The sequence below is a fragment of the Streptomyces sp. NPDC051636 genome, from assembly GCF_044453765.1.
GTDB lineage: Bacteria > Actinomycetota > Actinomycetes > Streptomycetales > Streptomycetaceae > Streptomyces.
In genome coordinates this window covers 1-21,320 of sequence record NZ_JBITDA010000031.1, presented here as the reverse complement: position 1 = coordinate 21,320, position 21,320 = coordinate 1, and the positions used below count along the sequence as shown (strand labels likewise).

35 protein-coding genes and 1 pseudogene are annotated in these 21,320 nt (G+C 66.8%); 2 read left to right on the top strand and 34 right to left on the bottom strand.

From position 1 onward, the window contains the following. Positions 1–142: 142 nt before the first annotated feature. Positions 143–1,024 (top strand): hypothetical protein, encoded by an 882-nt coding sequence (locus ACIBBH_RS36005; protein ID WP_399412072.1) that lies wholly within the window; start codon positions 143–145, stop codon positions 1,022–1,024. Positions 1,025–1,037: 13 nt separating this feature from the next. Here ACIBBH_RS36005 and ACIBBH_RS36000 read toward each other — a convergent pair whose 3' ends face one another. From ACIBBH_RS36000 to ACIBBH_RS35835, 34 genes and pseudogenes are all read right to left on the bottom strand, one after another. Then, positions 1,038–1,793 carry a polyprenol monophosphomannose synthase gene (locus ACIBBH_RS36000; protein WP_399412070.1) on the bottom strand — a complete coding sequence of 252 codons (756 nt, stop codon included), beginning with the start codon at positions 1,791–1,793 and terminating at the stop codon, positions 1,038–1,040. 2 nt (positions 1,794–1,795) lie between these two features. Beyond that, positions 1,796–2,049, bottom strand: a pseudogene (locus ACIBBH_RS35995) (UDP binding domain-containing protein); the annotation flags it as partial. A 66-nt stretch (positions 2,050–2,115) separates the two neighbouring features. Beyond that, positions 2,116–2,979, bottom strand: coding sequence for a tRNA pseudouridine(38-40) synthase TruA (gene truA / locus ACIBBH_RS35990; RefSeq protein ID WP_399412068.1), 864 nt, complete (start codon positions 2,977–2,979; stop codon positions 2,116–2,118). Positions 2,980–3,070: 91 nt separating this feature from the next. After that, positions 3,071–3,565 carry a 50S ribosomal protein L17 gene (rplQ, locus tag ACIBBH_RS35985; RefSeq protein ID WP_399412066.1) on the bottom strand — a complete coding sequence of 165 codons (495 nt, stop codon included), beginning with the start codon at positions 3,563–3,565 and terminating at the stop codon, positions 3,071–3,073. Positions 3,566–3,681: 116 nt separating this feature from the next. Beyond that, on the bottom strand, positions 3,682–4,704 hold the full coding sequence (locus ACIBBH_RS35980) for a DNA-directed RNA polymerase subunit alpha (RefSeq protein ID WP_003966937.1): 1,023 nt from the start codon (positions 4,702–4,704) through the stop codon (positions 3,682–3,684). 149 nt (positions 4,705–4,853) lie between these two features. Further along, positions 4,854–5,258 carry a 30S ribosomal protein S11 gene (gene rpsK, locus ACIBBH_RS35975; protein WP_003956432.1) on the bottom strand — a complete coding sequence of 135 codons (405 nt, stop codon included), beginning with the start codon at positions 5,256–5,258 and terminating at the stop codon, positions 4,854–4,856. 64 nt (positions 5,259–5,322) lie between these two features. Next, positions 5,323–5,703 carry a 30S ribosomal protein S13 gene (gene rpsM, locus ACIBBH_RS35970; RefSeq protein ID WP_010036675.1) on the bottom strand — a complete coding sequence of 127 codons (381 nt, stop codon included), beginning with the start codon at positions 5,701–5,703 and terminating at the stop codon, positions 5,323–5,325. Positions 5,704–5,895: 192 nt separating this feature from the next. Next, the gene (rpmJ, locus tag ACIBBH_RS35965; RefSeq protein WP_003998809.1) at positions 5,896–6,009 is read right to left on the bottom strand and encodes a 50S ribosomal protein L36; all 114 of its coding nucleotides are present in this window, start codon (positions 6,007–6,009) and stop codon (positions 5,896–5,898) included. A 61-nt stretch (positions 6,010–6,070) separates the two neighbouring features. Continuing rightward, the gene (gene infA / locus ACIBBH_RS35960) at positions 6,071–6,292 is read right to left on the bottom strand and encodes a translation initiation factor IF-1 (RefSeq protein WP_003948620.1); all 222 of its coding nucleotides are present in this window, start codon (positions 6,290–6,292) and stop codon (positions 6,071–6,073) included. Positions 6,293–6,454: 162 nt separating this feature from the next. Continuing rightward, positions 6,455–7,291: a type I methionyl aminopeptidase gene (gene map, locus ACIBBH_RS35955; protein ID WP_399412064.1), complete on the bottom strand. Its 837-nt coding sequence runs from the start codon at positions 7,289–7,291 to the stop codon at positions 6,455–6,457. A gap of 125 nt (positions 7,292–7,416) precedes the next feature. Continuing rightward, positions 7,417–8,079 carry an adenylate kinase gene (locus tag ACIBBH_RS35950; protein WP_399412062.1) on the bottom strand — a complete coding sequence of 221 codons (663 nt, stop codon included), beginning with the start codon at positions 8,077–8,079 and terminating at the stop codon, positions 7,417–7,419. Continuing rightward, the gene (gene secY, locus ACIBBH_RS35945; protein WP_399412060.1) at positions 8,079–9,392 is read right to left on the bottom strand and encodes a preprotein translocase subunit SecY; all 1,314 of its coding nucleotides are present in this window, start codon (positions 9,390–9,392) and stop codon (positions 8,079–8,081) included. The genes ACIBBH_RS35950 and secY overlap by 1 nt, the downstream gene beginning before the upstream one ends. A gap of 232 nt (positions 9,393–9,624) precedes the next feature. After that, the gene (gene rplO, locus ACIBBH_RS35940) at positions 9,625–10,080 is read right to left on the bottom strand and encodes a 50S ribosomal protein L15 (RefSeq protein WP_067018996.1); all 456 of its coding nucleotides are present in this window, start codon (positions 10,078–10,080) and stop codon (positions 9,625–9,627) included. A gap of 2 nt (positions 10,081–10,082) precedes the next feature. Further along, positions 10,083–10,265 (bottom strand): 50S ribosomal protein L30, encoded by a 183-nt coding sequence (gene rpmD, locus ACIBBH_RS35935; protein WP_003998814.1) that lies wholly within the window; start codon positions 10,263–10,265, stop codon positions 10,083–10,085. A gap of 2 nt (positions 10,266–10,267) precedes the next feature. Continuing rightward, positions 10,268–10,873 carry a 30S ribosomal protein S5 gene (gene rpsE / locus ACIBBH_RS35930; RefSeq protein WP_009190144.1) on the bottom strand — a complete coding sequence of 202 codons (606 nt, stop codon included), beginning with the start codon at positions 10,871–10,873 and terminating at the stop codon, positions 10,268–10,270. A 41-nt stretch (positions 10,874–10,914) separates the two neighbouring features. Further along, complete coding sequence (rplR, locus tag ACIBBH_RS35925; RefSeq protein ID WP_200700872.1) at positions 10,915–11,298, bottom strand: 50S ribosomal protein L18; 384 nt, start codon at positions 11,296–11,298, stop codon at positions 10,915–10,917. Positions 11,299–11,301: 3 nt separating this feature from the next. Beyond that, positions 11,302–11,841, bottom strand: coding sequence for a 50S ribosomal protein L6 (gene rplF / locus ACIBBH_RS35920; RefSeq protein WP_399412058.1), 540 nt, complete (start codon positions 11,839–11,841; stop codon positions 11,302–11,304). Between the two features lie 24 nt (positions 11,842–11,865). Further along, on the bottom strand, positions 11,866–12,264 hold the full coding sequence (rpsH, locus tag ACIBBH_RS35915) for a 30S ribosomal protein S8 (protein WP_006130772.1): 399 nt from the start codon (positions 12,262–12,264) through the stop codon (positions 11,866–11,868). A gap of 213 nt (positions 12,265–12,477) precedes the next feature. Beyond that, positions 12,478–12,663 carry a type Z 30S ribosomal protein S14 gene (locus tag ACIBBH_RS35910; RefSeq protein ID WP_003948630.1) on the bottom strand — a complete coding sequence of 62 codons (186 nt, stop codon included), beginning with the start codon at positions 12,661–12,663 and terminating at the stop codon, positions 12,478–12,480. Between the two features lie 5 nt (positions 12,664–12,668). Next, on the bottom strand, positions 12,669–13,226 hold the full coding sequence (gene rplE / locus ACIBBH_RS35905) for a 50S ribosomal protein L5 (RefSeq protein ID WP_016434630.1): 558 nt from the start codon (positions 13,224–13,226) through the stop codon (positions 12,669–12,671). After that, a complete protein-coding gene (gene rplX / locus ACIBBH_RS35900) occupies positions 13,226–13,549 on the bottom strand; it encodes a 50S ribosomal protein L24 (RefSeq protein WP_061920721.1) in 324 nt (107 codons plus the stop codon). Before rplX ends, rplE begins: the two co-directional genes overlap by 1 nt. A 2-nt stretch (positions 13,550–13,551) precedes the next feature. Further along, positions 13,552–13,920: a 50S ribosomal protein L14 gene (gene rplN / locus ACIBBH_RS35895; RefSeq protein ID WP_003998823.1), complete on the bottom strand. Its 369-nt coding sequence runs from the start codon at positions 13,918–13,920 to the stop codon at positions 13,552–13,554. 100 nt (positions 13,921–14,020) lie between these two features. Then, positions 14,021–14,305: a 30S ribosomal protein S17 gene (gene rpsQ / locus ACIBBH_RS35890; protein ID WP_039656223.1), complete on the bottom strand. Its 285-nt coding sequence runs from the start codon at positions 14,303–14,305 to the stop codon at positions 14,021–14,023. Next, complete coding sequence (gene rpmC, locus ACIBBH_RS35885; RefSeq protein WP_059079052.1) at positions 14,302–14,526, bottom strand: 50S ribosomal protein L29; 225 nt, start codon at positions 14,524–14,526, stop codon at positions 14,302–14,304. Before rpmC ends, rpsQ begins: the two co-directional genes overlap by 4 nt. Next, positions 14,526–14,945 carry a 50S ribosomal protein L16 gene (rplP, locus tag ACIBBH_RS35880; RefSeq protein ID WP_004927269.1) on the bottom strand — a complete coding sequence of 140 codons (420 nt, stop codon included), beginning with the start codon at positions 14,943–14,945 and terminating at the stop codon, positions 14,526–14,528. Before rplP ends, rpmC begins: the two co-directional genes overlap by 1 nt. Positions 14,946–14,950: 5 nt before the next feature. Further along, positions 14,951–15,772, bottom strand: coding sequence for a 30S ribosomal protein S3 (rpsC, locus tag ACIBBH_RS35875; RefSeq protein WP_003998826.1), 822 nt, complete (start codon positions 15,770–15,772; stop codon positions 14,951–14,953). After that, on the bottom strand, positions 15,772–16,119 hold the full coding sequence (gene rplV, locus ACIBBH_RS35870; protein ID WP_030778516.1) for a 50S ribosomal protein L22: 348 nt from the start codon (positions 16,117–16,119) through the stop codon (positions 15,772–15,774). The genes rpsC and rplV overlap by 1 nt, the downstream gene beginning before the upstream one ends. Positions 16,120–16,161: 42 nt before the next feature. Continuing rightward, complete coding sequence (gene rpsS, locus ACIBBH_RS35865) at positions 16,162–16,443, bottom strand: 30S ribosomal protein S19 (protein WP_033528345.1); 282 nt, start codon at positions 16,441–16,443, stop codon at positions 16,162–16,164. A 12-nt stretch (positions 16,444–16,455) separates the two neighbouring features. After that, positions 16,456–17,292 carry a 50S ribosomal protein L2 gene (rplB, locus tag ACIBBH_RS35860; RefSeq protein ID WP_399412054.1) on the bottom strand — a complete coding sequence of 279 codons (837 nt, stop codon included), beginning with the start codon at positions 17,290–17,292 and terminating at the stop codon, positions 16,456–16,458. Between the two features lie 38 nt (positions 17,293–17,330). Then, the gene (gene rplW / locus ACIBBH_RS35855; RefSeq protein ID WP_399412052.1) at positions 17,331–17,750 is read right to left on the bottom strand and encodes a 50S ribosomal protein L23; all 420 of its coding nucleotides are present in this window, start codon (positions 17,748–17,750) and stop codon (positions 17,331–17,333) included. Then, the gene (gene rplD / locus ACIBBH_RS35850) at positions 17,750–18,406 is read right to left on the bottom strand and encodes a 50S ribosomal protein L4 (protein WP_399412050.1); all 657 of its coding nucleotides are present in this window, start codon (positions 18,404–18,406) and stop codon (positions 17,750–17,752) included. The genes rplW and rplD overlap by 1 nt, the downstream gene beginning before the upstream one ends. A gap of 8 nt (positions 18,407–18,414) precedes the next feature. Beyond that, the gene (gene rplC / locus ACIBBH_RS35845) at positions 18,415–19,059 is read right to left on the bottom strand and encodes a 50S ribosomal protein L3 (protein WP_129307396.1); all 645 of its coding nucleotides are present in this window, start codon (positions 19,057–19,059) and stop codon (positions 18,415–18,417) included. 17 nt (positions 19,060–19,076) lie between these two features. Then, a complete protein-coding gene (gene rpsJ / locus ACIBBH_RS35840) occupies positions 19,077–19,385 on the bottom strand; it encodes a 30S ribosomal protein S10 (protein ID WP_003948644.1) in 309 nt (102 codons plus the stop codon). A 698-nt stretch (positions 19,386–20,083) separates the two neighbouring features. Beyond that, on the bottom strand, positions 20,084–20,731 hold the full coding sequence (locus ACIBBH_RS35835; RefSeq protein ID WP_399412047.1) for a hypothetical protein: 648 nt from the start codon (positions 20,729–20,731) through the stop codon (positions 20,084–20,086). 97 nt (positions 20,732–20,828) lie between these two features. Here ACIBBH_RS35835 and ACIBBH_RS35830 point away from each other — a divergent pair, with 97 nt between their 5' ends. Beyond that, complete coding sequence (locus ACIBBH_RS35830; protein WP_399412045.1) at positions 20,829–21,170, top strand: hypothetical protein; 342 nt, start codon at positions 20,829–20,831, stop codon at positions 21,168–21,170. The last annotated feature ends 150 nt before the right edge of the window (positions 21,171–21,320 follow it).

Genomic DNA, 21,320 nt, shown 5'->3' with positions numbered 1-21,320 from the left:
GCTCGGCCGTGTTCGTACGTCCAGTGTAGGCCGCCTCGCCACCGGGGCCGTCACGGAAGTGCCCGACCTTGCGGGGAAAGGTCCCCTATCGGCCCTAGTAGAGGCGCACCGCATCCTCCGCCCCCCGTCTAAGATGCGCCCCATGAGCTATGGGCAGGGGGGACCCCAGTCCCAGTGGGATCCCTGGAAACCGAACTCGCAGCAGCCCTGGAACAGCGGCAGCGGCGACCAGACCCCGGACTGGGCCGCGCTCGCCGAGGCCTCGGAGACGCGGAACAAGCGGCGCAGAGTGCTGTTCATCGGCGGCGGCGTGCTCGCCACCGTGGGCATCGGCGCCGCCGTCGCCATGGCCGTGGTGTCGGCGAACGGGGACAACAACGCCTCGGACCAGCCGTCCGACCTGCCCGCGAGCGCCTCGCTGCCCAGCAATTCCGCCGCGCCGGCGCCGTCCTTCGAGCCCACCAGCGCCCCGCCGCCGCTGGACCCGAAGGACTTCATAGCCAGCGCGAAGAAGGACACGGCACCGCTCAGCGCGGAGACGCTCTTCCCGGGCACCCAGCTCACCATGGGCGAGACGGTGTACAAGAAGGGCCCCACCGCCGACACCACGAACTGCGCCTCGGCCGCCGACGGCACACTCCCCAAGGTGCTCACCGCCAACGGCTGTACGCGGCTGCTGCGGGTCAGTTACGTCAAGGACGGTGTCGCCGTCACCGTCGGCGTCGCCGTCTTCGACACCGAGGCCAAGGCCACCAAGGCCAAGGGCCAGGCCGACAAGAAGAGCATCGTGAAGTCGCTGGCCGGCAAGGGAGTCAAGCCGTTCTGCAACTCCGCGGTCTGCCGCTCCACGACCAACTCCTACGGCCGCTACGCCTACTTCACGATCGCCGGCTTCACCAGCGGCAAGGACGTCGGCACCAAGGACACCAAGGTCTTCAGAACCGGCGACGACCTGGCCGAGTTCACGTTCCGGCAGATCCGCCGCCGGGGCGAGGCACAGGCTTCCGCGGCGGCGAACCAGTAACCGGCGGCGCCCGCTACCGGCGCTTCAGGCGCAGCCGGATCGGCACCACCGCCGACTCCAGCTGCGTACGCAGGGTCATCTTCGAGACACCTTCCGTACGCTCCCCGAAGCGGATCGGGATCTCGACGGCGCGGTGACCCGCCCGCACCGCCTTGTACTTCAGCTCCACCTGAAAGCTGTAGCCCGCGCTGCCCAGGGAGGCGAGGTCCACGTCACGGAGCGTGGCGGCCGACCACAGGTTGAAGCCGGCCGTGATGTCGTGGATGTCGGTGCCCAGGATCGTGCGCGCGTAGCGGTTGGCGAACCGGGACAGCAGGACCCGGTGCGCGCCCCAGTCCTCGTCCAGCGAGCCGCCCTCGACGTACCGGCTGCCGACGACCAGGCCCGCGCCGGAGGTCACGGCCGCCTCCAGCATGCGCGGCACCGTCTCCACCGGGTGGCTGCCGTCGGCGTCCATCTGGACGACGTACTCGGCGCCCTCCTCCAGCGCTGCGGTCATGCCCGCTGTGTAGGCCCGGCCCAGACCGTCCTTCTCGGTACGGTGCAGCACGCTCATCCGGGACCGGCCGGTCCCGCCCCCGTTGTACTTCTCCGCCAGCTCATCGGCGATCCGCCCGGTGCCGTCGGGACTGGAGTCGTCGACGATCTTCAGATGCAGTCCGTCCAGCGGCAGACCGAGGACCGCTTCGGCCATCCGCGGCAGGTTCGCGGCCTCGTTGTACGTCGGCATCACCACGGTGACAAGTACGTCGCTCCAAGATCCCGTCATGCTCACTCCCCTCGGGGCGCGGGTCTGCCCGGCGCCCGGAACCGCCGGCCCGCCGCCGTCCAGCGGTCCGCGTCGAGTACCCCTCGGCCGTCCACGATCCTCGGCCGGTTCACCAGCGCCGCGGCCCGCTCCGGATCGATCGCGCGGAACTGCGGCCACTCGGTCAGGTGCAGGACGATATCGCCCCGCGCAGCGCGTCCTCGGCCGACACCGCGTAGCCGAACAGCGGGAAGGCCTCGCGGGCGCTGTCCATGGCCCAGCACCACCAGGAGCAGGTGCTCGACCCCGACATGGCGCCTGACCGCGGCGAAACGCGGGGTGCCTAACAGGCTTCGCAACCGGGCGATCCGGGCAACGACCGCTTGTTCCGCGCCTCTTTGTTCCGCGCGGCCAGCAACTCGTCGGCGGGATAACCGACCTCCTCCAGCGTCAGCCCGTGCGGCCGTACGACATGCACCGCCGAGTCCCGCACCCCGGCCGCGAGCACCTTCCGCGGCCAGTGGGGCGGGCGGTGCCCGTCGCCCACGAACAGCAGCGCGCCGATGAGCGAGCGGACCATGTTGTGGCAGAAGGCGTCCGCGCGGACGGTGGCGGTGATGATCCCGTCGTCGCCCTTTTCGAGCCGCAGCTCCTGGAGCGTGCGGATGGTGGTCGCGCCCTCGCGCTTCTTGCAGTACGCGGCGAAGTCGTGCTCGCCGAGGAGCCCGCGCGCCGCCTCGTTCATGACGTCGACATCCAGCGGCCAGTCGTGCCAGAGGACGTGGCCCCGCAGCAGCGGGTCGACCCCGCCCGGGTTGTCGGTGACGCGGTAGGCGTAGCGGCGCCAGACGGCGGAGAAGCGGGCGTTGAAGCCGCTGGGCGCCTCCCTGAGCGCCCACACCCGTACGTCCCTGGGCAGCCGCCCGGCAAGGCGCTTGAGCAGCTTCTCGTGGTGCTCGACCCAGACCTCCCTGGGCAGATCGACATGCGCGACCTGCCCGCGCGCGTGCACCCCGGCATCCGTCCGTCCGGCCACGGTCAGCTCGTACGTCTCCCTGGACCGCGTGACCGTACGCAGGGCGTCCTCGATCTCGCCCTGTACGGTCCGCCGGCCCCCGGCCTGCTTGGCCCAGCCGGAGAAGTCGGTCCCGTCGTAGGACAGGTCGAGGCGGACACGGACGTAACCGGGCTGTACTTCGTCACTCACCCCTGGATCCTCTCAGGGCAGATCCTTTTCAGAAAACGTGAAAGCGGGCCCGCCCCGAAGGGCGAACCCGCTTCCTACGTCAGGCAGAGCCTCAGGCGTCCTTCGACTCCTCGGCGGCGGCCTCCTCGGCCGGAGCCTCGGTGGTCTCCTCCGCCTTGGCCTCGTCGGCCTCCTTGACCGCACGCTTGGTGGCGGCCTCGGCCTCACCCACGGCCTTCTGCTGCACCGTCAGCGCCTCGACCAGCTCGATGACAGCCATGGGCGCGTTGTCGCCACGGCGGTTACCGATCTTGGTGATGCGGGTGTAGCCACCGGGACGGTTCTCGTAGCGCGGGCCGATCTCGGTGAAGAGCGTGTGGACGACGCTCTTGTCCGTGATGACCTGGAGCACCTGACGGCGGTTGTGAAGGTCGCCCTTCTTCGCCTTGGTGACCAGACGCTCGGCGTACGGACGCAGCTTGCGCGCCTTCGCCTCGGTGGTGGTGATACGGCCGTGCTCGAACAGCGACTTCGCGAGGTTCGCGAGGAGCAGCTTCTCGTGCGCGGCACTGCCGCCCAGACGGGCACCCTTGGTGGGCTTCGGCATCGTGTTTCTCCTAGGTGTCTGCCCCGGCCGTATCAGGTACCGGGGTCAGTATCCGAGCGGGCGGTCGCCCGTCGGAGATCCGGGGGCCTCTGCGAGACCCCCGGAAGTGGTACCGATCAGTACTGCTCGGTCTCCACGAAACCCGCGTCCGCGTCGTCGTCGGCGCCGAAGGCGTCGGCAGCGGCGGTCGGGTCGAATCCGGGCGGGCTGTCCTTCAGGGCCAGGCCCATGCCGGCCAGCTTCGCCTTGACCTCGTCGATGGACTTCGCACCGAAGTTGCGGATGTCCAGCAGGTCGGCCTCGGAGCGGGCGACGAGCTCACCCACGGAGTGGATGCCCTCACGCTTGAGGCAGTTGTACGACCGAACAGTGAGCTCCAGCTCCTCGATCGGCAGCGCCAGATCGGCGGCAAGGGCGGCGTCCGTCGGGGACGGGCCCATGTCGATGCCCTCGGCGTCGATGTTGAGCTCGCGGGCCAGACCGAACAGCTCGACCAGGGTCTTACCGGCCGACGCCATGGCGTCACGGGGACGCATGGCCTGCTTGGTCTCGACGTCGACGATCAGCTTGTCGAAGTCGGTGCGCTGCTCGACACGCGTGGCCTCGACCTTGTACGTGACCTTGAGAACCGGCGAGTAGATCGAGTCGACCGGGATACGGCCGATCTCCTGACCCACCTGCTTGTTCTGCACGGCGGAGACGTAACCGCGGCCACGCTCGACCGTCAGCTCCATCTCCAGCTTGCCCTTGCCGTTGAGCGTGGCGAGGACGAGGTCGGGGTTGTGCACCTCGACACCGGCCGGCGGCGCGATGTCGGCGGCGGTGACCAGACCCGGGCCCTGCTTGCGCAGGTACATCACCACGGGCTCGTCGTGCTCGGACGACACGACCAGCTGCTTGATGTTGAGGATCAGGTCGGTGACGTCCTCCTTGACGCCCGGCACGGTGGTGAACTCGTGCAGGACGCCGTCGATGCGGATGCTGGTGACAGCGGCACCGGGGATCGACGACAGGAGGGTGCGGCGGAGGGAGTTGCCGAGGGTGTAGCCGAAGCCCGGCTCCAGCGGCTCGATCACGAACCGGGAGCGGAACTCGTCGACGACCTCTTCGGTCAACGAGGGACGCTGAGCGATCAGCATGTGTGGATCAGATCCTTCTTTCGTGGACGCCCGCTATTTGACGTCCGACGGAAACCGCACCCGTGAAAAGTGCGGGTACTGCAAGGGTACGGGCGGCACGACCCGAAAGAGCCGTACCGCCCGGAAACCGCAGCCTCGAAGGCGACGCGTCAGACGCGACGGCGCTTCGGCGGACGGCAGCCGTTGTGCGGCGTCGGGGTGACGTCCTGGATGGAGCCGACCTCGAGGCCCGTGGCCTGCAGGGAGCGGATCGCGGTCTCACGACCGGAACCCGGGCCCTTCACGAACACGTCGACCTTGCGCATGCCGTGCTCCTGGGCGCGGCGGGCGGCCGACTCGGCGGCCATCTGCGCGGCGAACGGCGTGGACTTCCGGGAACCCTTGAAGCCGACGTGGCCGGCGGAGGCCCAGGAGATCACGTTGCCGGACGGGTCCGTGATCGAGACGATCGTGTTGTTGAACGTGCTCTTGATGTGCGCGTGGCCGTGAGCGACGTTCTTCTTTTCCTTGCGGCGCACCTTCTTGGCAGCGCCCTGACGACCCTTGGGGGGCATCTATAACTCCTACGGGAGGTGGTCGGTCCTACAGCGAAGACCGTGGACAGGCGTCCGCTGCGGACTACTTCTTGCCCGGCTTCTTCTTGCCGGCGATGGCGCGACGCGGGCCCTTGCGAGTGCGGGCGTTGGTGCTGGTGCGCTGACCGCGGACGGGCAGACCGCGACGGTGACGCAGACCCTGGTACGTGCCGATCTCGACCTTGCGGCGGATGTCGGCCTGGATCTCGCGACGGAGGTCACCCTCGGTCTTGATGTTGTTGTCGACGTACTCGCGGATCGCGACGAGCTGCTCCTCGGAGAGGTCGCGAACGCGGGTGTTCGGGTCGACGCCGGTAGCTGCCAGCGTCTGCTGCGAAAGGGTCCGGCCGATGCCGAACACGTAGGTGAGGGCGATCTCCACGCGCTTGTCGCGCGGGATGTCAACACCGGAAACGCGTGCCATTCAATGGCTCCAGTTGATCTTCGGAGGTCTTCCACAGGACCGGCTCCCAGCCGCCGTACTAGGTACGAACTGGGTCCCCGGCCTCCGAACCGGGGGTGTCAGGCGGATCACTCGTCCGTCTGGGCCCTGCGTATGAACATATTCAGCTTGCGTCGCGCGAAGTTCTGCGGGATGCAGAGGTTCGGTCGTGCGTCAGCCCTGGCGCTGCTTGTGGCGCGGGTTCTCGCAGATGACCATGACCCGGCCGTGACGGCGGATCACCCTGCACTTGTCGCAGATCTTCTTGACGCTCGGCTTGACCTTCATTGGGTGAGGTTCTCCGGGTCAGTGCCAATCACCCCGGGAGGCCCGGGACGGCGGGCAAGATCTACTTGTACCGGTAGACGATCCGGCCACGCGTCAGGTCGTACGGAGACAGCTCCACCACGACCCGGTCGTCAGGGAGGATGCGGATGTAGTGCATACGCATCTTGCCGCTGATGTGTGCCAGGACCTGGTGGCCGTTCTGGAGCTCGACCTTGAACATGGCGTTCGGAAGAGACTCGACGACAGTGCCCTCGATCTCGATGGCACCTTGCTTCTTGGCCACGCTTCGCCCTTCGAATCGACTACCTTGATCGGCTCTCCTGCTTCCCTTGCGGGCGCATGCGGACATGCGGATGCACGAGAGCCGACGAGTCAGTCTACGTCAGCGCACCCGGAAACACGAATCGGGAGAGCCTGCCCCAAGCGGGAGATCATCATGCGGCCCTTATGCAAGGGGGTCCGGCGCCGCCGTGATCCCGTACTCGGCCAGCTTGGCCTTGCCGCCGTCCGGGGCCGTCAGCACCAGCGGGCCCTGTTCCGTCAGGGCGACGGAGTGTTCCCAGTGGGAGGACCAGGTGCCGTCCGTGGTGATGACCGTCCAGTCGTCCGAGAGGACCTCTGTCTTCGGCGTGCCCAGGGAGACCATCGGCTCGATGGCCAGGCAGAAGCCCGGGACCAGCTTGGGGCCCTTGCCGCGGCGGCGGTCGACGTAGTTCAGCAGGTGCGGGTCCATGTGCATCTCGGTGCCGATGCCGTGGCCGCCGTAGTCCTCGATGATCCCGTACTTGCCGCCGCCGGGCTTGGGCTGGCGGCGGATGTACGTCTCGATCGCGCGGGAGACGTCGACGAGCCGGTTGCCCTGCTTCATCGCGGCGATGCCGGCCCACATGGACTCTTCGGTCACCCGGGACAACTCGATCAGCTCCGGGGCGTGACCGGAGCCGACGAAGGCGGTGTAGGCCGCGTCACCGTGCCAGCCGTCGATGATCGCGCCGCAGTCGATGGAGATGATGTCCCCGTCCTTGAGGACGACCTCGTCGGAGGGGATGCCGTGCACGACGACCTCGTTCACGGACGTGCAGATCGTCGCCGGGAAGCCGCCGTAGCCGAGGAAGTTCGGCTTGGCGTTGTGCTCGGCCAGCACCTTGCGGGCGACCTCGTCCAGGTCCTTGGTGGTCGCCCCGGGCACCGCGGCCTCCCGGGTGGCCGCGTGGATCGCGGCGACGACCAGCCCCGCCGCACGCATCTTGGCGATCTGCTCGGGGGTCTTGATCTGCACCATGGGGACGAGGGCCTTTCTGGACCGGTGACGACGGACGCTTTCAACGATACGGGGGCCTGCACCCGCCCCCCACAGCGCAGCCGCGGCCCCTGGGAAGGAACCGCGGCTGGCAACGGACGTAAGGACTACTTGTCGCCGTCCTCGCGCTTCAGCGCCTCGAGCGCCCGCTTCGTGACCTCGTCCACCGGGCCCAGGGACGAGATCGTCACGACCAGGCCCTGCGCCTTGTAGTAGTCGATGATCGGCTCGGTCTGCGTGTGGTAGACCTCGAGCCGCTTGCGGACGGTCTCCTCGGAGTCGTCGTCGCGCTGGTAGAGCTCACCGCCGCAGACGTCGCAGACACCCTCCCGCTTCGGCGGGCTGTACGTCACGTGGAAGACGTGGGAGGAGTCCTTGCGGCAGATCCGCCGGCCGGCGATCCGCTTCACGACCTCTTCCTCGGGCACCTCGAGGTCGAGTACCGCATCCAGCTTGATGCCCTCGGTCTTGAGCAGCTCGTCCAGCGCCTCGGCCTGCGAGACGTTGCGCGGGAACCCGTCCAGCAGGAAGCCGTTCTCGGCGTCCGGCTGCTCCATGCGGTCCTTGGCCATGGCGATGGTGACCTCGTCCGGGACGAGGTTGCCGGCGTCCATGTAGGACTTCGCGAGTTTCCCGAGCTCCGTCTGCTGGCTGATGTTGGCTCGGAACAGGTCGCCCGTGGAGATGTGCGGGATGCGCAGCTTCTCGGCAAGACGAACGGCTTGCGTTCCCTTACCGGCACCCGGCGGCCCGACGAGGACGATTCGCATCAGCGGAGGAACCCTTCGTAATTGCGCTGCTGGAGCTGGCTCTCGATCTGCTTCACCGTCTCGAGACCGACACCCACGATGATCAGGATGCTGGTCCCGCCGAACGGGAAGTTGTTCGACGCGTTGAACCCGACCAACGCCATTGTCGGTACGAGAGCGATCAGTCCCAGATACAGCGAACCCGGCCAGGTGATCCGGTTGAGTACGTAGCTCAGGTACTCAGCGGTCGGTCGGCCAGCCCGGATGCCCGGGATGAAGCCACCATACTTCTTCATGTTGTCGGCGACTTCCTCGGGGTTGAAGGAGATCGCCACGTAGAAGAACGCGAAGAAAACGATGAGCAAGAAGTACGAAGTGATGTAAATCGGGTGGTCGCCCTTGGTCAGATTCTGGGTAATCCACCGTTTCCAGCCCGAGTCGGAGTTCGAGAACTGCGCGACCAGCGCCGGAATGTAGAGCAGCGACGAGGCGAAGATGACAGGAATCACACCGGCCTGGTTCACCTTCAGCGGGATGTACGTGGACGTTCCGCCGTAGGACCGGCGGCCGATCATCCGCTTCGCATACTGCACCGGGATGCGGCGCTGGGCCTGCTCGACGAAGACCACCAGGCCGACCATGACCAGGCCGACGAGGATCACGGTGCCGAACTCGATCCAGCCGTCGGCGAGGGTGCCCTGCTTCTTGATGGCCCACAGCGCGGACGGGAAGGTCGCGGCGATCGAGATGAACATCAGGATCGACATGCCGTTGCCGATGCCGCGGTCGGTGATGAGCTCACCGAGCCACATGACGACGCACGTACCGGCGGTCATGCAGATGACCATCGTGATCGTGGTGAAGATCGACTGGTCCGGGACGATCTGACCCGCTACCGGGCAACCCGAGAACAGCGTGCCGCTGCGGGCCGTGGCCACCAGACCGGTGCCCTGCAGGATGGCGAGCGCCACCGTCAGGTAGCGGGTGTACTGGGTGATCTTCGCCGTACCGGCCTGACCCTCCTTCTTGAGGGCCTCCAGGCGCGGGATGACGACGGTCAGCAGCTGCAGGATGATGCTCGCCGTGATGTACGGCATGATGCCGAGCGCGAAGATGGTGACCTGCAGCAGCGCTCCGCCGCTGAACATGTTGACCAGACCGAACAGACCCTGGTTGCCCTTGGCCACGTCGATACAAGTCTGGACGTTCTTGTAGTCGATGCCCGGGATCGGTACGTGGGTACCGACCCGGTACACCACGATGATGCCGAGCGTGAAGAGCAGCTTCTTGCGCAGGTCGGGCGTCTTGAACGCCCGGGCGAACGCGGTGAGCACGGTGCCTCCTGCGACCCCCGCGCAACTGCGTCAAGGGTGACGGTCTGAGGTTCGACAAATACGTAACGGTCAACTGCCGTTCAGAGTGCCCCATGTGAGCACCCAGTGAAAGTGGACAGTACAGGCCACCTTACCGGCGAGCCCGCCCCCTCTGGAACGACCGACCGGGGATACCCCTTTTGTGGGGTATCCCCGGTCGGGATCGCTCACGTCATCGAGGCGCCTGAATCGATCAGACGAGCTCGGTGACCGTACCGCCGGCGGCGGTGATCTTCTCCTTGGCGGAGCCGGAGACGGCGTCGACCGTCACCTGCAGCGCCACGGAAATCTCGCCCTGGCCGAGGACCTTGACGAGGCTGTTCTTGCGAACGGCACCCTTGGCCACCAGACCCTCGACGGTGACCTCGCCGCCCTCGGGGTAGAGCGCGGCCAGCTTGTCGAGGTTCACGACCTGGTACTCGGTCTTGAACGGGTTCTTGAAGCCCTTCAGCTTCGGAAGACGCATGTGGAGGGGCATCTGCCCACCCTCGAAGCGCTCCGGAACCTGGTAGCGGGCCTTCGTGCCCTTGGTACCACGACCGGCCGTCTTACCCTTCGACGCCTCACCACGACCGACACGGGTCTTGGCGGTCTTGGCGCCCGGGGCGGGACGGAGGTTGTGGATCTTGAGCGGGTTGTTCTCCGCCATGATCAGTCGACCTCCTCGACCGTCACGAGGTGGCGGACGGTGTGCACCATGCCGCGGAACTCGGGGCGGTCCTCCTTGACGACCACGGTGTTGATCCCCTTGAGACCAAGCGACCGCAGGGTGTCACGGTGGTTCTGCTTGCTGCCGATGTAGGACTTGACCTGCGTGATCTTGAGCTGCGCCATGATTACGCACCCGCCCCGGCACGCGCACGCAGCAGGGCCGCGGGAGCGACGTCCTCGAGCGGCAGACCACGGCGGGCCGCGATCTCCTCGGGACGCTGCAGACCCTTCAGGGCCTCCACGGTCGCGTGCACGATGTTGATCGCGTTGTCGGAGCCGAGCGACTTCGACAGCACGTCGTGGATACCGGCGCACTCGAGCACGGCACGCACCGGACCACCGGCGATCACACCGGTACCCGGGGACGCGGGCTTGAGCAGCACGACGCCGGCAGCCTTCTCACCCTGGATGGGGTGGGGGATGGTGCCCTGGATCCGGGGGACCTTGAAGAAGTGCTTCTTGGCCTCCTCAACGCCCTTGGCGATGGCGGCCGGCACCTCCTTGGCCTTGCCGTATCCGACACCCACGGTGCCGTCACCGTCGCCCACCACGACCAGCGCGGTGAAGCTGAAGCGACGACCACCCTTCACAACCTTGGCGACGCGGTTGATCGCGACAACGCGCTCAACGTACGCGGTCTTCTCGGCGGCAGCTGCGCCGCCGTCACGGCCCTTCCGGTCCCGCCGCTCGCCGCCACCGGCACCGCCACCGCGGCGCTGGGGTCCAGCCATTGGAATTACCTCTCTCTGTCTCCGCTAGCTACGGAACCGACTCAGAACTTGAGTCCGGCCTCGCGGGCGGCGTCCGCCAGGGCGGCGATGCGCCCGGCGTACTGGTTACCACCACGGTCGAACACGACGGCCTCGACACCGGCGGCCTTGGCACGCTCGGCGACCAGGGCGCCGACCTGCTTGGCCTGCGCGGACTTGTCGCCCTCGCCACCGCGGATCGAGCTGTCCAGGGTGGACGCCGACGCCAGGGTGTGGCCCTTGAGGTCGTCGATCACCTGCGCCACGATGTGGCGGTTGGAGCGGGTCACGACCAGACGGGGGCGCTCGGCGGTACCCGAGACCTTCTTGCGGATCCGGATGTGACGACGCTTGATAGCAGCACGCTTGTAGGCGTCGCCCTTGAGGATCTTCTGCCCGTATGCCATGGCTTACTTACCCGCCTTTCCGACCTTGCGGCGGATGACTTCGCCCTCGTACTTGACGCCCTTGGCCTTGTACGGGTCGGGCTTGCGCAGCTTGCGGATGTTGGCCGCAACCTCGCCGACCTTCTGCTTGTCGATGCCCTCGACCGAGAAACGGGTCGGGGTCTCCACCTTGAAGGTGATGCCCTCGGGCGCCTCGACGGTGATCGGGTGGCTGTAGCCGAGCGCGAACTCGAGGTTCGAACCCTTGGCCTGCACGCGGTAACCGACACCGCTGATCTCGAGCTTCTTCACGTAACCCTGGGTCACGCCGGTGATCATGTTCGCCACCAGCGTGCGGGACAGGCCGTGCAGGGCCTTGTTCTGACGCTCGTCGTTGGGGCGGGTGACGTTCAGAACGCCGTCCTCACCCTTGACGATCTCGATCGGCGCCACGACGGTGTGGGTCAGTTCGCCCTTGGGGCCCTTGACCTTGACCGTACGGCCGTCGATGGTGACGTCCACGCCGGCGGGAACCGCGATGGGGAGCTTGCCGATGCGCGACATAGCTGTTTCCTCCGTTCCCTTCCGCTACCAGACGTAGGCGAGGACTTCCCCACCCACGCCCTTCTTGCCGGCCTGCTTGTCGGTGAGGAGACCGTGCGACGTGGAGATGATCGCCACGCCGAGGCCGCCGAGCACCTTCGGCAGGTTGGTGGACTTCGCGTACACCCGGAGACCGGGCTTGGAGATCCGCTTGATGCCCGCGATGGAGCGCTCACGGTTGGGGCCGAACTTCAGCTCCAGGACGAGGTTCTTGCCGACCTCGGCGTCCTCGACCTTCCAGCCCGTGATGAAGCCCTCCTGCTGGAGGATCTCCGCGATGTGAGACTTGATCTTCGAGTGCGGCATCGACACGGTGTCGTGGTATGCCGAGTTCGCGTTCCGCAGACGCGTAAGCATGTCTGCGATCGGATCAGTCATGGTCATGAATTGGCCTTCGGCCTCTCTCGCCGGGGTTTCCTGGTGCGCCATCCCTCTCCCCGATCCGAGACGGGACGGGTGCGGCGCGGTGGACCTACGGCGTAGTAAGTCGTAAGGGCGGCGACAGACGCCCAACCCCACAAGCCTAAGGCATGCGAGGTGGGCGTCCTGCCGCCCCAGTTGCTTACCGAGAGCTTCAGGAATCCCCTATTTCGGGGATTACCAGGAGCTCTTGGTCACGCCCGGCAGCTCGCCACGGTGAGCCATCTCACGAAGGCACACGCGGCACAGGCCGAACTTGCGGTACACGGAGTGGGGACGGCCGCAGCGCTGGCAGCGCGTGTAGCCACGCACGCCGAACTTGGGCTTGCGAGCAGCCTTCGCGATCAGAGCCTTCTTCGCCATCTCGCTCACGCCTCCTTGAAGGGGAAGCCGAGGTGACGAAGGAGCGCGCGGCCCTCAGCGTCGTTGGTCGCCGTGGTGACCACGGTGATGTCCATACCCCGGACGCGGTCGATCTTGTCCTGGTCGATCTCGTGGAACATGACCTGCTCCGTGAGACCGAAGGTGTAGTTGCCACGGCCGTCGAACTGCTTGGGAGACAGGCCGCGGAAGTCGCGGATGCGCGGCAGCGCGAGCGACAGGGTGCGGTCCAGGAACTCCCACATGCGGTCGCCACGGAGCGTGACGTGGGCACCGATCGGCTGGCCCTCACGCAGCTTGAACTGCGCGATGGACTTGCGGGCCTTGGTGACGGCCGGCTTCTGACCGGTGATCGTGGTGAGGTCGCGGATGGCGCCCTCGATCAGCTTGGAGTCGCGGGCGGCGTCGCCCACACCCATGTTGACCACGATCTTGACGAGACCGGGGATCTGCATGACGTTCTCGTACTTGAACTCGTCACGCAGCTTGCCCGCGATCTCCTCGCGGTACTTCTGCTTCAGACGCGGAGTGGTGGTGGTAGCCATCAGATGTCCTCACCCGTCCGCTTGGCAACGCGGATCTTGTTGCCCTCTTCGTCGAAGCGGTAGCCGACACGCGTGACGACCTTGTTGCCGTCCTTCTCCACGACCAGCTGAACGTTGGACACGTGGATCGGGGCCTCGGTGGTCACGATGCCGCCGGCCTGGGAACCGCGAGCGGTCGGACCGGCCTTGGTGTGCTTCTTGACCCGGTTGACACCCTCGACCAGGACACGGTCCTCGCGGGGGTAGGCCGCGATGACCTTGCCCTGCTTGCCCTTGTCCTTGCCGGTGATGACCTGTACCAGGTCGCCCTTCTTGATCTTCATGCTTACAGCACCTCCGGAGCCAGCGAGATGATCTTCATGAACTTCTTCTCGCGCAGCTCACGCCCGACCGGGCCGAAGATGCGGGTGCCGCGAGGGTCACCGTCGTTCTTCAGAATGACGGCGGCGTTCTCGTCGAAGCGGATGTACGAGCCGTCCGGACGGCGGCGCTCCTTGACGGTGCGAACGATGACCGCCTTGACGACGTCACCCTTCTTCACGTTGCCACCGGGGATCGCGTCCTTGACGGTGGCGACGATGACGTCACCGATGCCCGCGTAGCGGCGACCGGAGCCACCGAGCACACGGATGCAAAGGATCTCCTTCGCACCAGTGTTGTCGGCGACACGCAGTCGCGACTCCTGCTGGATCACGTCTATCTCCTGATCGTCTGCCGGTTCCCGGCAGGGGCCTCGGGTGAGGACCCCTGCCGAGCCTGGCGGAACTGACCTGCGGGATTAGCCCCGCAGGAAATTACTTGGCCTTCTCGAGGATCTCGACGACGCGCCAGCGCTTTGTCGCGGACAGCGGCCGGGTCTCCATGAGGAGGACGCGGTCGCCGACACCCGCGGCGTTCTGCTCGTCGTGCGCCTTGAGCTTGTTCGTACGGCGGATGACCTTGCCGTACAGCGCGTGCTTGACACGGTCCTCGACGGCGACGACGACGGTCTTGTCCATCTTGTCGCTGACGACAAGACCCTCACGGGTCTTGCGGAAGCCGCGCGCTTCCTTGTTCTCAGTCACGTTGCTCTCGCTCATGCGTTCTCCACCGTTTCGATGCCCAGCTCACGCTCGCGCATCAGGGTGTAGATCCGCGCGATGTCCTTCCGGACGGCCTTGAGCCGACCGTGGTTCTCGAGCTGACCGGTCGCCGCCTGGAAGCGGAGGTTGAACAGCTCTTCCTTGGCCTCGCGGAGCTTGTTCAGAAGCTCCTCGTTGCCCAGCTCGCGCAGCTCGGACGCCTTGGTACCGGCCGACATCACGCTTCACCTGCCTCGCGCTTGACGATCCGGCACTTCATCGGCAGCTTGTGGGCCGCACGGGTCAGCGCCTCACGGGCGATCTTCTCGTTCGGGTAGGACAGCTCGAACATCACCCGACCCGGGTGAACGTTCGCGATCCACCACTCCGGCGAACCCTTACCGGAACCCATGCGGGTCTCGGCGGGCTTCTTGGTCAGCGGGCGGTCCGGGTAGATGTTGATCCAGACCTTGCCGCCACGCTTGATGTGGCGGGTCATCGCGATACGAGCCGCCTCGATCTGGCGGTTGGTCACGTACGCCGGCGTGAGGGCCTGAATGCCGTACTCGCCGAACGCAACCGTCGTACCGCCCTTGGCCTGACCACGGCGCTTCGGGTGGTGCTGCTTGCGGTGCTTGACCCTACGGGGGATCAGCATGTCGGTCAGGCCTCCGTTCCGGTGCTCTCAGCCGGAGCGGACGCGGGAGCCTCGGCCTTGGGGGCCTCGGCACCGGCAGCCTGCTGCGGCTTGCGACCGCGCCGCTCGCCACCGCGGCCACCACGGGCCGGGCGGTCGGCGCCACCGCGGGCCGGGCGGTTACCCGCACGGGCGGCAGCGTTCTCGGCGCGGACCTCGGCGATGTTCTTGACGTCGCCCTTGTAGATCCAGACCTTCACACCGATGCGGCCGAAGGTCGTCTTGGCCTCGAAGAAGCCGTAGTCCACGTTCGCGCGGAGCGTGTGCAGGGGCACGCGGCCCTCGCGGTAGAACTCCGAGCGGGACATCTCGGCGCCGCCGAGGCGGCCACCGCACTGGATCTTGATGCCCTTGGCGCCGGCCTTCATGGCGGACTGCATGCTCTTGCGCATGGCCCGGCGGAAGGAGACGCGGGAGGAGAGCTGCTCGGCGACGGCCTGGGCCACCAGCTGAGCGTCGGTCTCGGGGTTCTTGACCTCGAGGATGTTCAGCTGGACCTGCTTGCCCGTGAGCTTCTCGAGGTCGCCGCGGATGCGGTCGGCCTCGGCGCCACGGCGGCCGATGACGATGCCCGGACGCGCGGTGTGGATGTCCACACGCACACGGTCACGGGTGCGCTCGATCTCGACCTTGGAGATGCCGGCGCGCTCCATGCCGGACGTCATCATCCGACGGATGGCGACGTCTTCCTTGACGTAGTCCTTGTACAGCTTGTCGGCGTACCAACGCGACTTGAAGTCGGTCGTGACACCGAGCCGGAACCCATGCGGGTTTACCTTCTGGCCCATTACCGGGTTCCTTCCTTGCTGCTGACGACCACGGTGATGTGGCTGGTCCGCTTGCGGATCCGGTAGGCACGGCCCTGGGCACGCGGACGGAACCGCTTCAGGGTCGGGCCCTCATCGACGTAGGCCTCGGAGACGAAGAGGCTGTCGACATCGGTGTGGTCGTAGTTGTGCGCGGCGTTGGCGATGGCGCTGTCCAGCACCTTGCCGACCGGCACGCTCGCGGCCTGCGGGGCGAAACGCAGGACCGCCTGAGCCTCCGTGGCGTCCATGCCACGGATAAGGTCCACCACGCGGCGGGCCTTCATGGGCGTGACGCGGATGTACCGCGCCTGGGCCCTGGCTTCCATGGTTGTCCTTCCAGTGTCTGTCATGGTCATTCCACCCCGCTACTAGCGGCGCTTCGACTTCCGGTCGTCCTTGACGTGACCCCGGAAGGTGCGCGTCGGCGAGAACTCGCCGAGCTTGTGGCCGACCATCGACTCGGTGACAAACACCGGAATGTGGGTCTTGCCGTTGTGCACCGCGATCGTGTGGCCGAGCATCGCCGGGATGATCATCGAGCGGCGGGACCAGGTCTTGATGACGTTCTTGGTACCGGCTTCGTTCTGAGCGTCCACCTTCTTGATCAGGTGGTCGTCGACGAAGGGTCCCTTCTTCAAGCTACGAGGCATCTCAACCCGTCCTTAGCGCTTCTTGTTCGTCTTGCGGCGGCGGACGATGTACTTGTTCGACGCCTTCTTGGGCGAACGAGTACGGCCTTCCTTCTTGCCCCACGGGGACACGGGGTGGCGACCACCGGAGGTCCGGCCCTCACCACCACCGTGCGGGTGGTCGACCGGGTTCATGACCACACCACGGACGGTCGGGCGAACGCCCAGCCACCGCTTGCGGCCCGCCTTGCCCCAGTTGATGTTGCTCTGCTCGGCGTTGCCGACCTCGCCGACGGTGGCGCGGCAGCGCACGTCGACCAGGCGGATCTCTCCGGACGGCATGCGCAGGTGGGCGTAGGCGCCCTCCTTCGCGAGCAGCTGCACGGAGGCACCGGCGGAGCGGGCGAACTTGGCACCGCCACCGGGACGGAGCTCGATCGCGTGGATCGTGGTACCGACCGGGATGTTGCGGATGGCCAGGTTGTTGCCCGGCTTGATGTCGGCCCCGGGACCGTTCTCGACGCGGTCACCCTGCTGCAGGTTGCGCGGGGCGAGGATGTAGCGCTTCTCGCCGTCGGCGTAGTGCAGCAGCGCGATGCGCGCGGTGCGGTTGGGGTCGTACTCGATGTGCGCGACCTTCGCCGGCACGCCGTCCTTGTCGTGACGACGGAAGTCGATCACTCGGTAGGCGCGCTTGTGTCCGCCACCCTGGTGGCGAACGGTCACACGACCGGCGTTGTTACGGCCGCCCTTGCTGTGCAGCGGGCGGACCAGCGACTTCTCCGGCGTGGACCGCGTGACCTCGACGAAGTCGGCGACGCTGGCGCCACGACGGCCCGGCGTAGTCGGCTTGTACTTGCGGATTCCCATTTCTCAGTCCTCGTCCGATATCGGACGATCCGACCCGCTTACGCGGTCGGACCGCCGAAGATGTCGATACGGTCGCCCTCGGCGAGGGTCACGATCGCGCGCTTGCTGCCGGCGCGCTGACCGAAGCCGGTCTTCGTGCGCTTGCGCTTGCCCTGGCGGTTGATCGTGTTGACCCCGGTGACCTTGACCGAGAAGACCGCCTGGACGGCCTGCTTGATCTGGGTCTTGTTGGCGTTCGGGTCGACGATGAACGTGTACTTGTTCTCGTCGAGGAGCGCGTAGCTCTTCTCGGAGACGACCGGCTTCAGCAGGACGTCACGGGGGTCCGTGTACGACTTGCTCAGCGGGGTCTCGACGGTGTTCTTGCCCTCGGTGGCGTGACGCTTCGCCTTGGCGACGCGCGCGGCCTTGGCGGCCTTGGCGGCCTTCGAGGCAATGGCGGGGTGACGGATAGCCATCAGGCCTCGCTCCCTTCGGTGTCGTTGGCCTTGTTCGGGCCGGCGACGAAGGACTCGAAAGCGGCCTGGGTGAAGACCACGTCGTCCGAGACGAGAACGTCGTACGTGTTCAGCTGGCCCGGCTCCAGGATGTGGACCTGGGGCAGGTTGCGGGCGGACAGCCACGCGGCCTCGTCGGCGCGCTCGACGACCAGGAGCAGGTTCTTGCGCTCCGAGATCTTGCCGAACAGGCTCTTGGCGGCCTTCGTGGACGGGTTCTCGCCCTCGACCACGCCGGAGACGACGTGGATGCGGTTGTGACGCGCCCGGTCGGTGAGGGCACCGCGCAGGGCGGCGGCCTTCATCTTCTTCGGGGTGCGCTGCGAGTAGTCGCGCGGCTGCGGGCCGTGGACGACGCCACCGCCGGCGAACTGCGGCGCGCGGGTCGAACCCTGGCGGGCGCGACCGGTGCCCTTCTGGCGGTACGGCTTCTTGCCACCGCCGCGGACCTCGCCACGCGTCTTGGTCTTGTGGGTGCCCTGGCGGGCAGCGGCCAGCTGCGCGACGACGACCTGGTGGATCAGCGGAACGCTGACCTTGGCGTCGAAGATCTCCGCGGGGAGCTCGACGGAACCGGCCTTGTCGCCAGCCGGCGAAAGGATGTCAACAGTGCTCATCGGTTACCTCAGGCCCCCTTGGCCGCGGTGCGGACCAGGACGAGGCCGCCGTTCGGACCGGGAACCGCGCCCTTGATGAGCAGCAGACCCTTCTCCGCGTCAACGGCGTGGACGGTCAGGTTCTGGGTGGTGACCCGCTCGTTGCCCATGCGACCCGCCATGCGGAGGCCCTTGAACACGCGGCCCGGGGTGGCGCAGCCACCGATGGAACCGGGGGAGCGGTGCTTGCGCTGGGTGCCGTGTCCGGCGCCGAGGCCCTTGAAGTTGTGACGCTTCATGACACCGGCGAAGCCCTTGCCCTTGCTCTTGCCGGTCACGTCGACCTTGACGCCGGCCTCGAACACCTCAGCGGTGATCTCCTGGCCGAGCGTGTACTCGGAGGCGTCCGCGGTGCGGATCTCGACGAGGTGGCGACGGGGGGTGACGTCGGCCTTCGCGAAGTGGCCCTTGAGGGGCTTGTTCACCTTGCGCGGGTCGATCTCGCCGAACGCGATCTGGACGGACTCGTAGCCGTCGACGTCGTTCGTACGGACCTGGGTGACGACGTTGGGGCCGGCCTTGACGACAGTGACCGGAACAACGCGGTTGTTCTCGTCCCACACCTGCGTCATGCCGAGCTTCTCGCCCAGGATGCCCTTGATCTGCTTAGCCATCTTTCAGATCACCGGCCTCAGAGCTTGATCTCGATGTCGACGCCGGCCGGGAGGTCGAGTCGCATCAGAGAGTCAACGGTCTTGGGGGTCGGGTCGAGAATGTCGATCAGGCGCTTGTGCGTGCGCATCTCGAAGTGCTCGCGCGAGTCCTTGTACTTGTGCGGCGACTTGATGACGCAGTACACGTTCTTCTCAGTGGGCAGCGGCACCGGGCCCGCGACCGACGCACCAGTACGCGTCACCGTCTCGACGATCTTCTTCGCCGAGGAGTCGATGACCTCGTGGTCGTAGGCCTTGAGCCGGATGCGGATCTTCTGTCCCGCCATGGCTACTCAGTAGTCCTGTCTCTCTACAGCTCTGGAACCCGGTGTCCCAACGTCTTCTCCGACCCACGCGGTCGGGCGTGTCGCGCTCCCGCTGACACAGATGCCCCATGTTCGAACATCCCTGCGGGGAATGCACACGGCCCTTCCGGAACCGCAAGCCGGGGGCAAAGGCCCACCGGGTGCCTGGCCGGTGCCGCGCCCACGCTTCCCGGAAGATTCCCGTACGTCCGCCCCAGTGCTGCCATCAGGCAGTTAGGACGACGAGTACTGTGGGACTCGCTTCCAGTCCTCCCGGCGGGAGGCGCGCAGCATCAACACTCGACCGAGCAACTCGGACAGTCTGCCATATGGGGCGGGGGGCTGGCCAATCGGGCCGGAGAGAATACCCCGAAGGTGATGTAGGTCAAACCGGTGGGCGGACTGTGCCGTGGCGGCGGGGTGCAGCCGGCCCCGTGCCGGAGATGCCCACGTCGTCAGTTGCCACCGCTGGGGCGCAGCGCGCCGGGCGCCCACGACGTCCGGCAGATCGACGCGGCCACACTCGTCCCGGGCCGGCTCTTCGAGCAGCCAAAGATCTACGGCGTCGTCGGTCGGACTTCTTCGCACAACCGGCGTGCTCAAGGTGCTCACGAGTCCGTGATCGCGCCCGAGGCGCGGAAGAAGCAGGGCGAGTGTTCGACGCGAAGGTCGGCGGGGACTCAGTCGGCGAACCGGAACGTCGACGTGATCGCATCGAAAATGTCGAAGAAGGAGTCGGCGAGGTCCAGGACCTGGCTGCTGCCGGCGACCAGGGCCACCTTGCCCTCCTGGCCGGGGACGGGGATGTACGTCTGCATCAGCACAGCGCGGATGGTGCGGTTGAGGCTGTCGCCGGGCACCGCGATGTCCTCGATGCCGTGGGTGCGGGCCGCGGGGCCGACTCCGGGGATGTCGACGGTCGTCACCTTCCGCCAGGAGTCGCCCTCCTTCTTCGCCTCCTTCACGGCGAGTTGGGAGGCGATGGCGGCGGGGTCGTTGGAGAGGGGTTCGCCTGAGCGCGTACGGCCGCCGACCAGGGAGACGGTCACCGAACCCGTGATCGGCGTGTCGCCGCCGAAACTCTCCGCCATGCAACCGCAGTACAGCGCACCGGACTTCCAGGCGTCGGCCGCGGCCTTCTGGAGGAAGGTGGTGTAGGTGTCGCGGTACGGGGACAGTTCCGGGTGCTGTTCGAGCCGCTCGTTCACCATGCGGCGGATCGAGTCGTCCCGCGACTCCGGGCGCACGTCGAACTCCCACCAGGACTCCGGCACCTTGATCCGGAAACCGCCGCGCTCGATGGTGAGTGCTTCCATGTAGCGGGCCATGGCCGTGGGTCCCCGTTCTGTCGATCCGTCGTTCAATGGTTCCCGCACCGTGCTGATGTACGGTGCGGCCAGACTACGAGACAGGGGGACGGACGCCGTGGGCAAGGGTAAGAGCGATCTCTCACTCCCGCTGACCGAACTGGAGGACTACGGCCGCCGGCTGCGCTCCATCAAGACCCGCCTCAACCACACCAAGAAGCTCTTCGAGAGCTACAAGGACGACATCGGCGACGGCAAGGTCAACGACGCCCTCGACGACTTCGAGTCCAACTGGGAGGACGGCCGCGAGGACATCACCCAGCAACTGGACGCGCTGGCCGACATGTCCGACACGGTCGTGCGCGAGTTCAAGAAGCTGGACGACGACCTGGCCAAGAAGGTCAACGACGCGGTGAAGACCGAGGACAAGCGGAGCAAGGCGCAGAAGAAGGCGGACTAGCGGAGGCCTTCGCCGAGGGCGAGCAGCAGGCCCAGGTAGGCCGCCCGCTTCTTGTCAGTGTCGTGCTTCCGCGGCCCGCGTCAAGGGCGCTGCGTTCCGCTTCGCTCCACTCCGCGTCGCCTTCGGCGATCGGCCTACGGCCGACCCTTG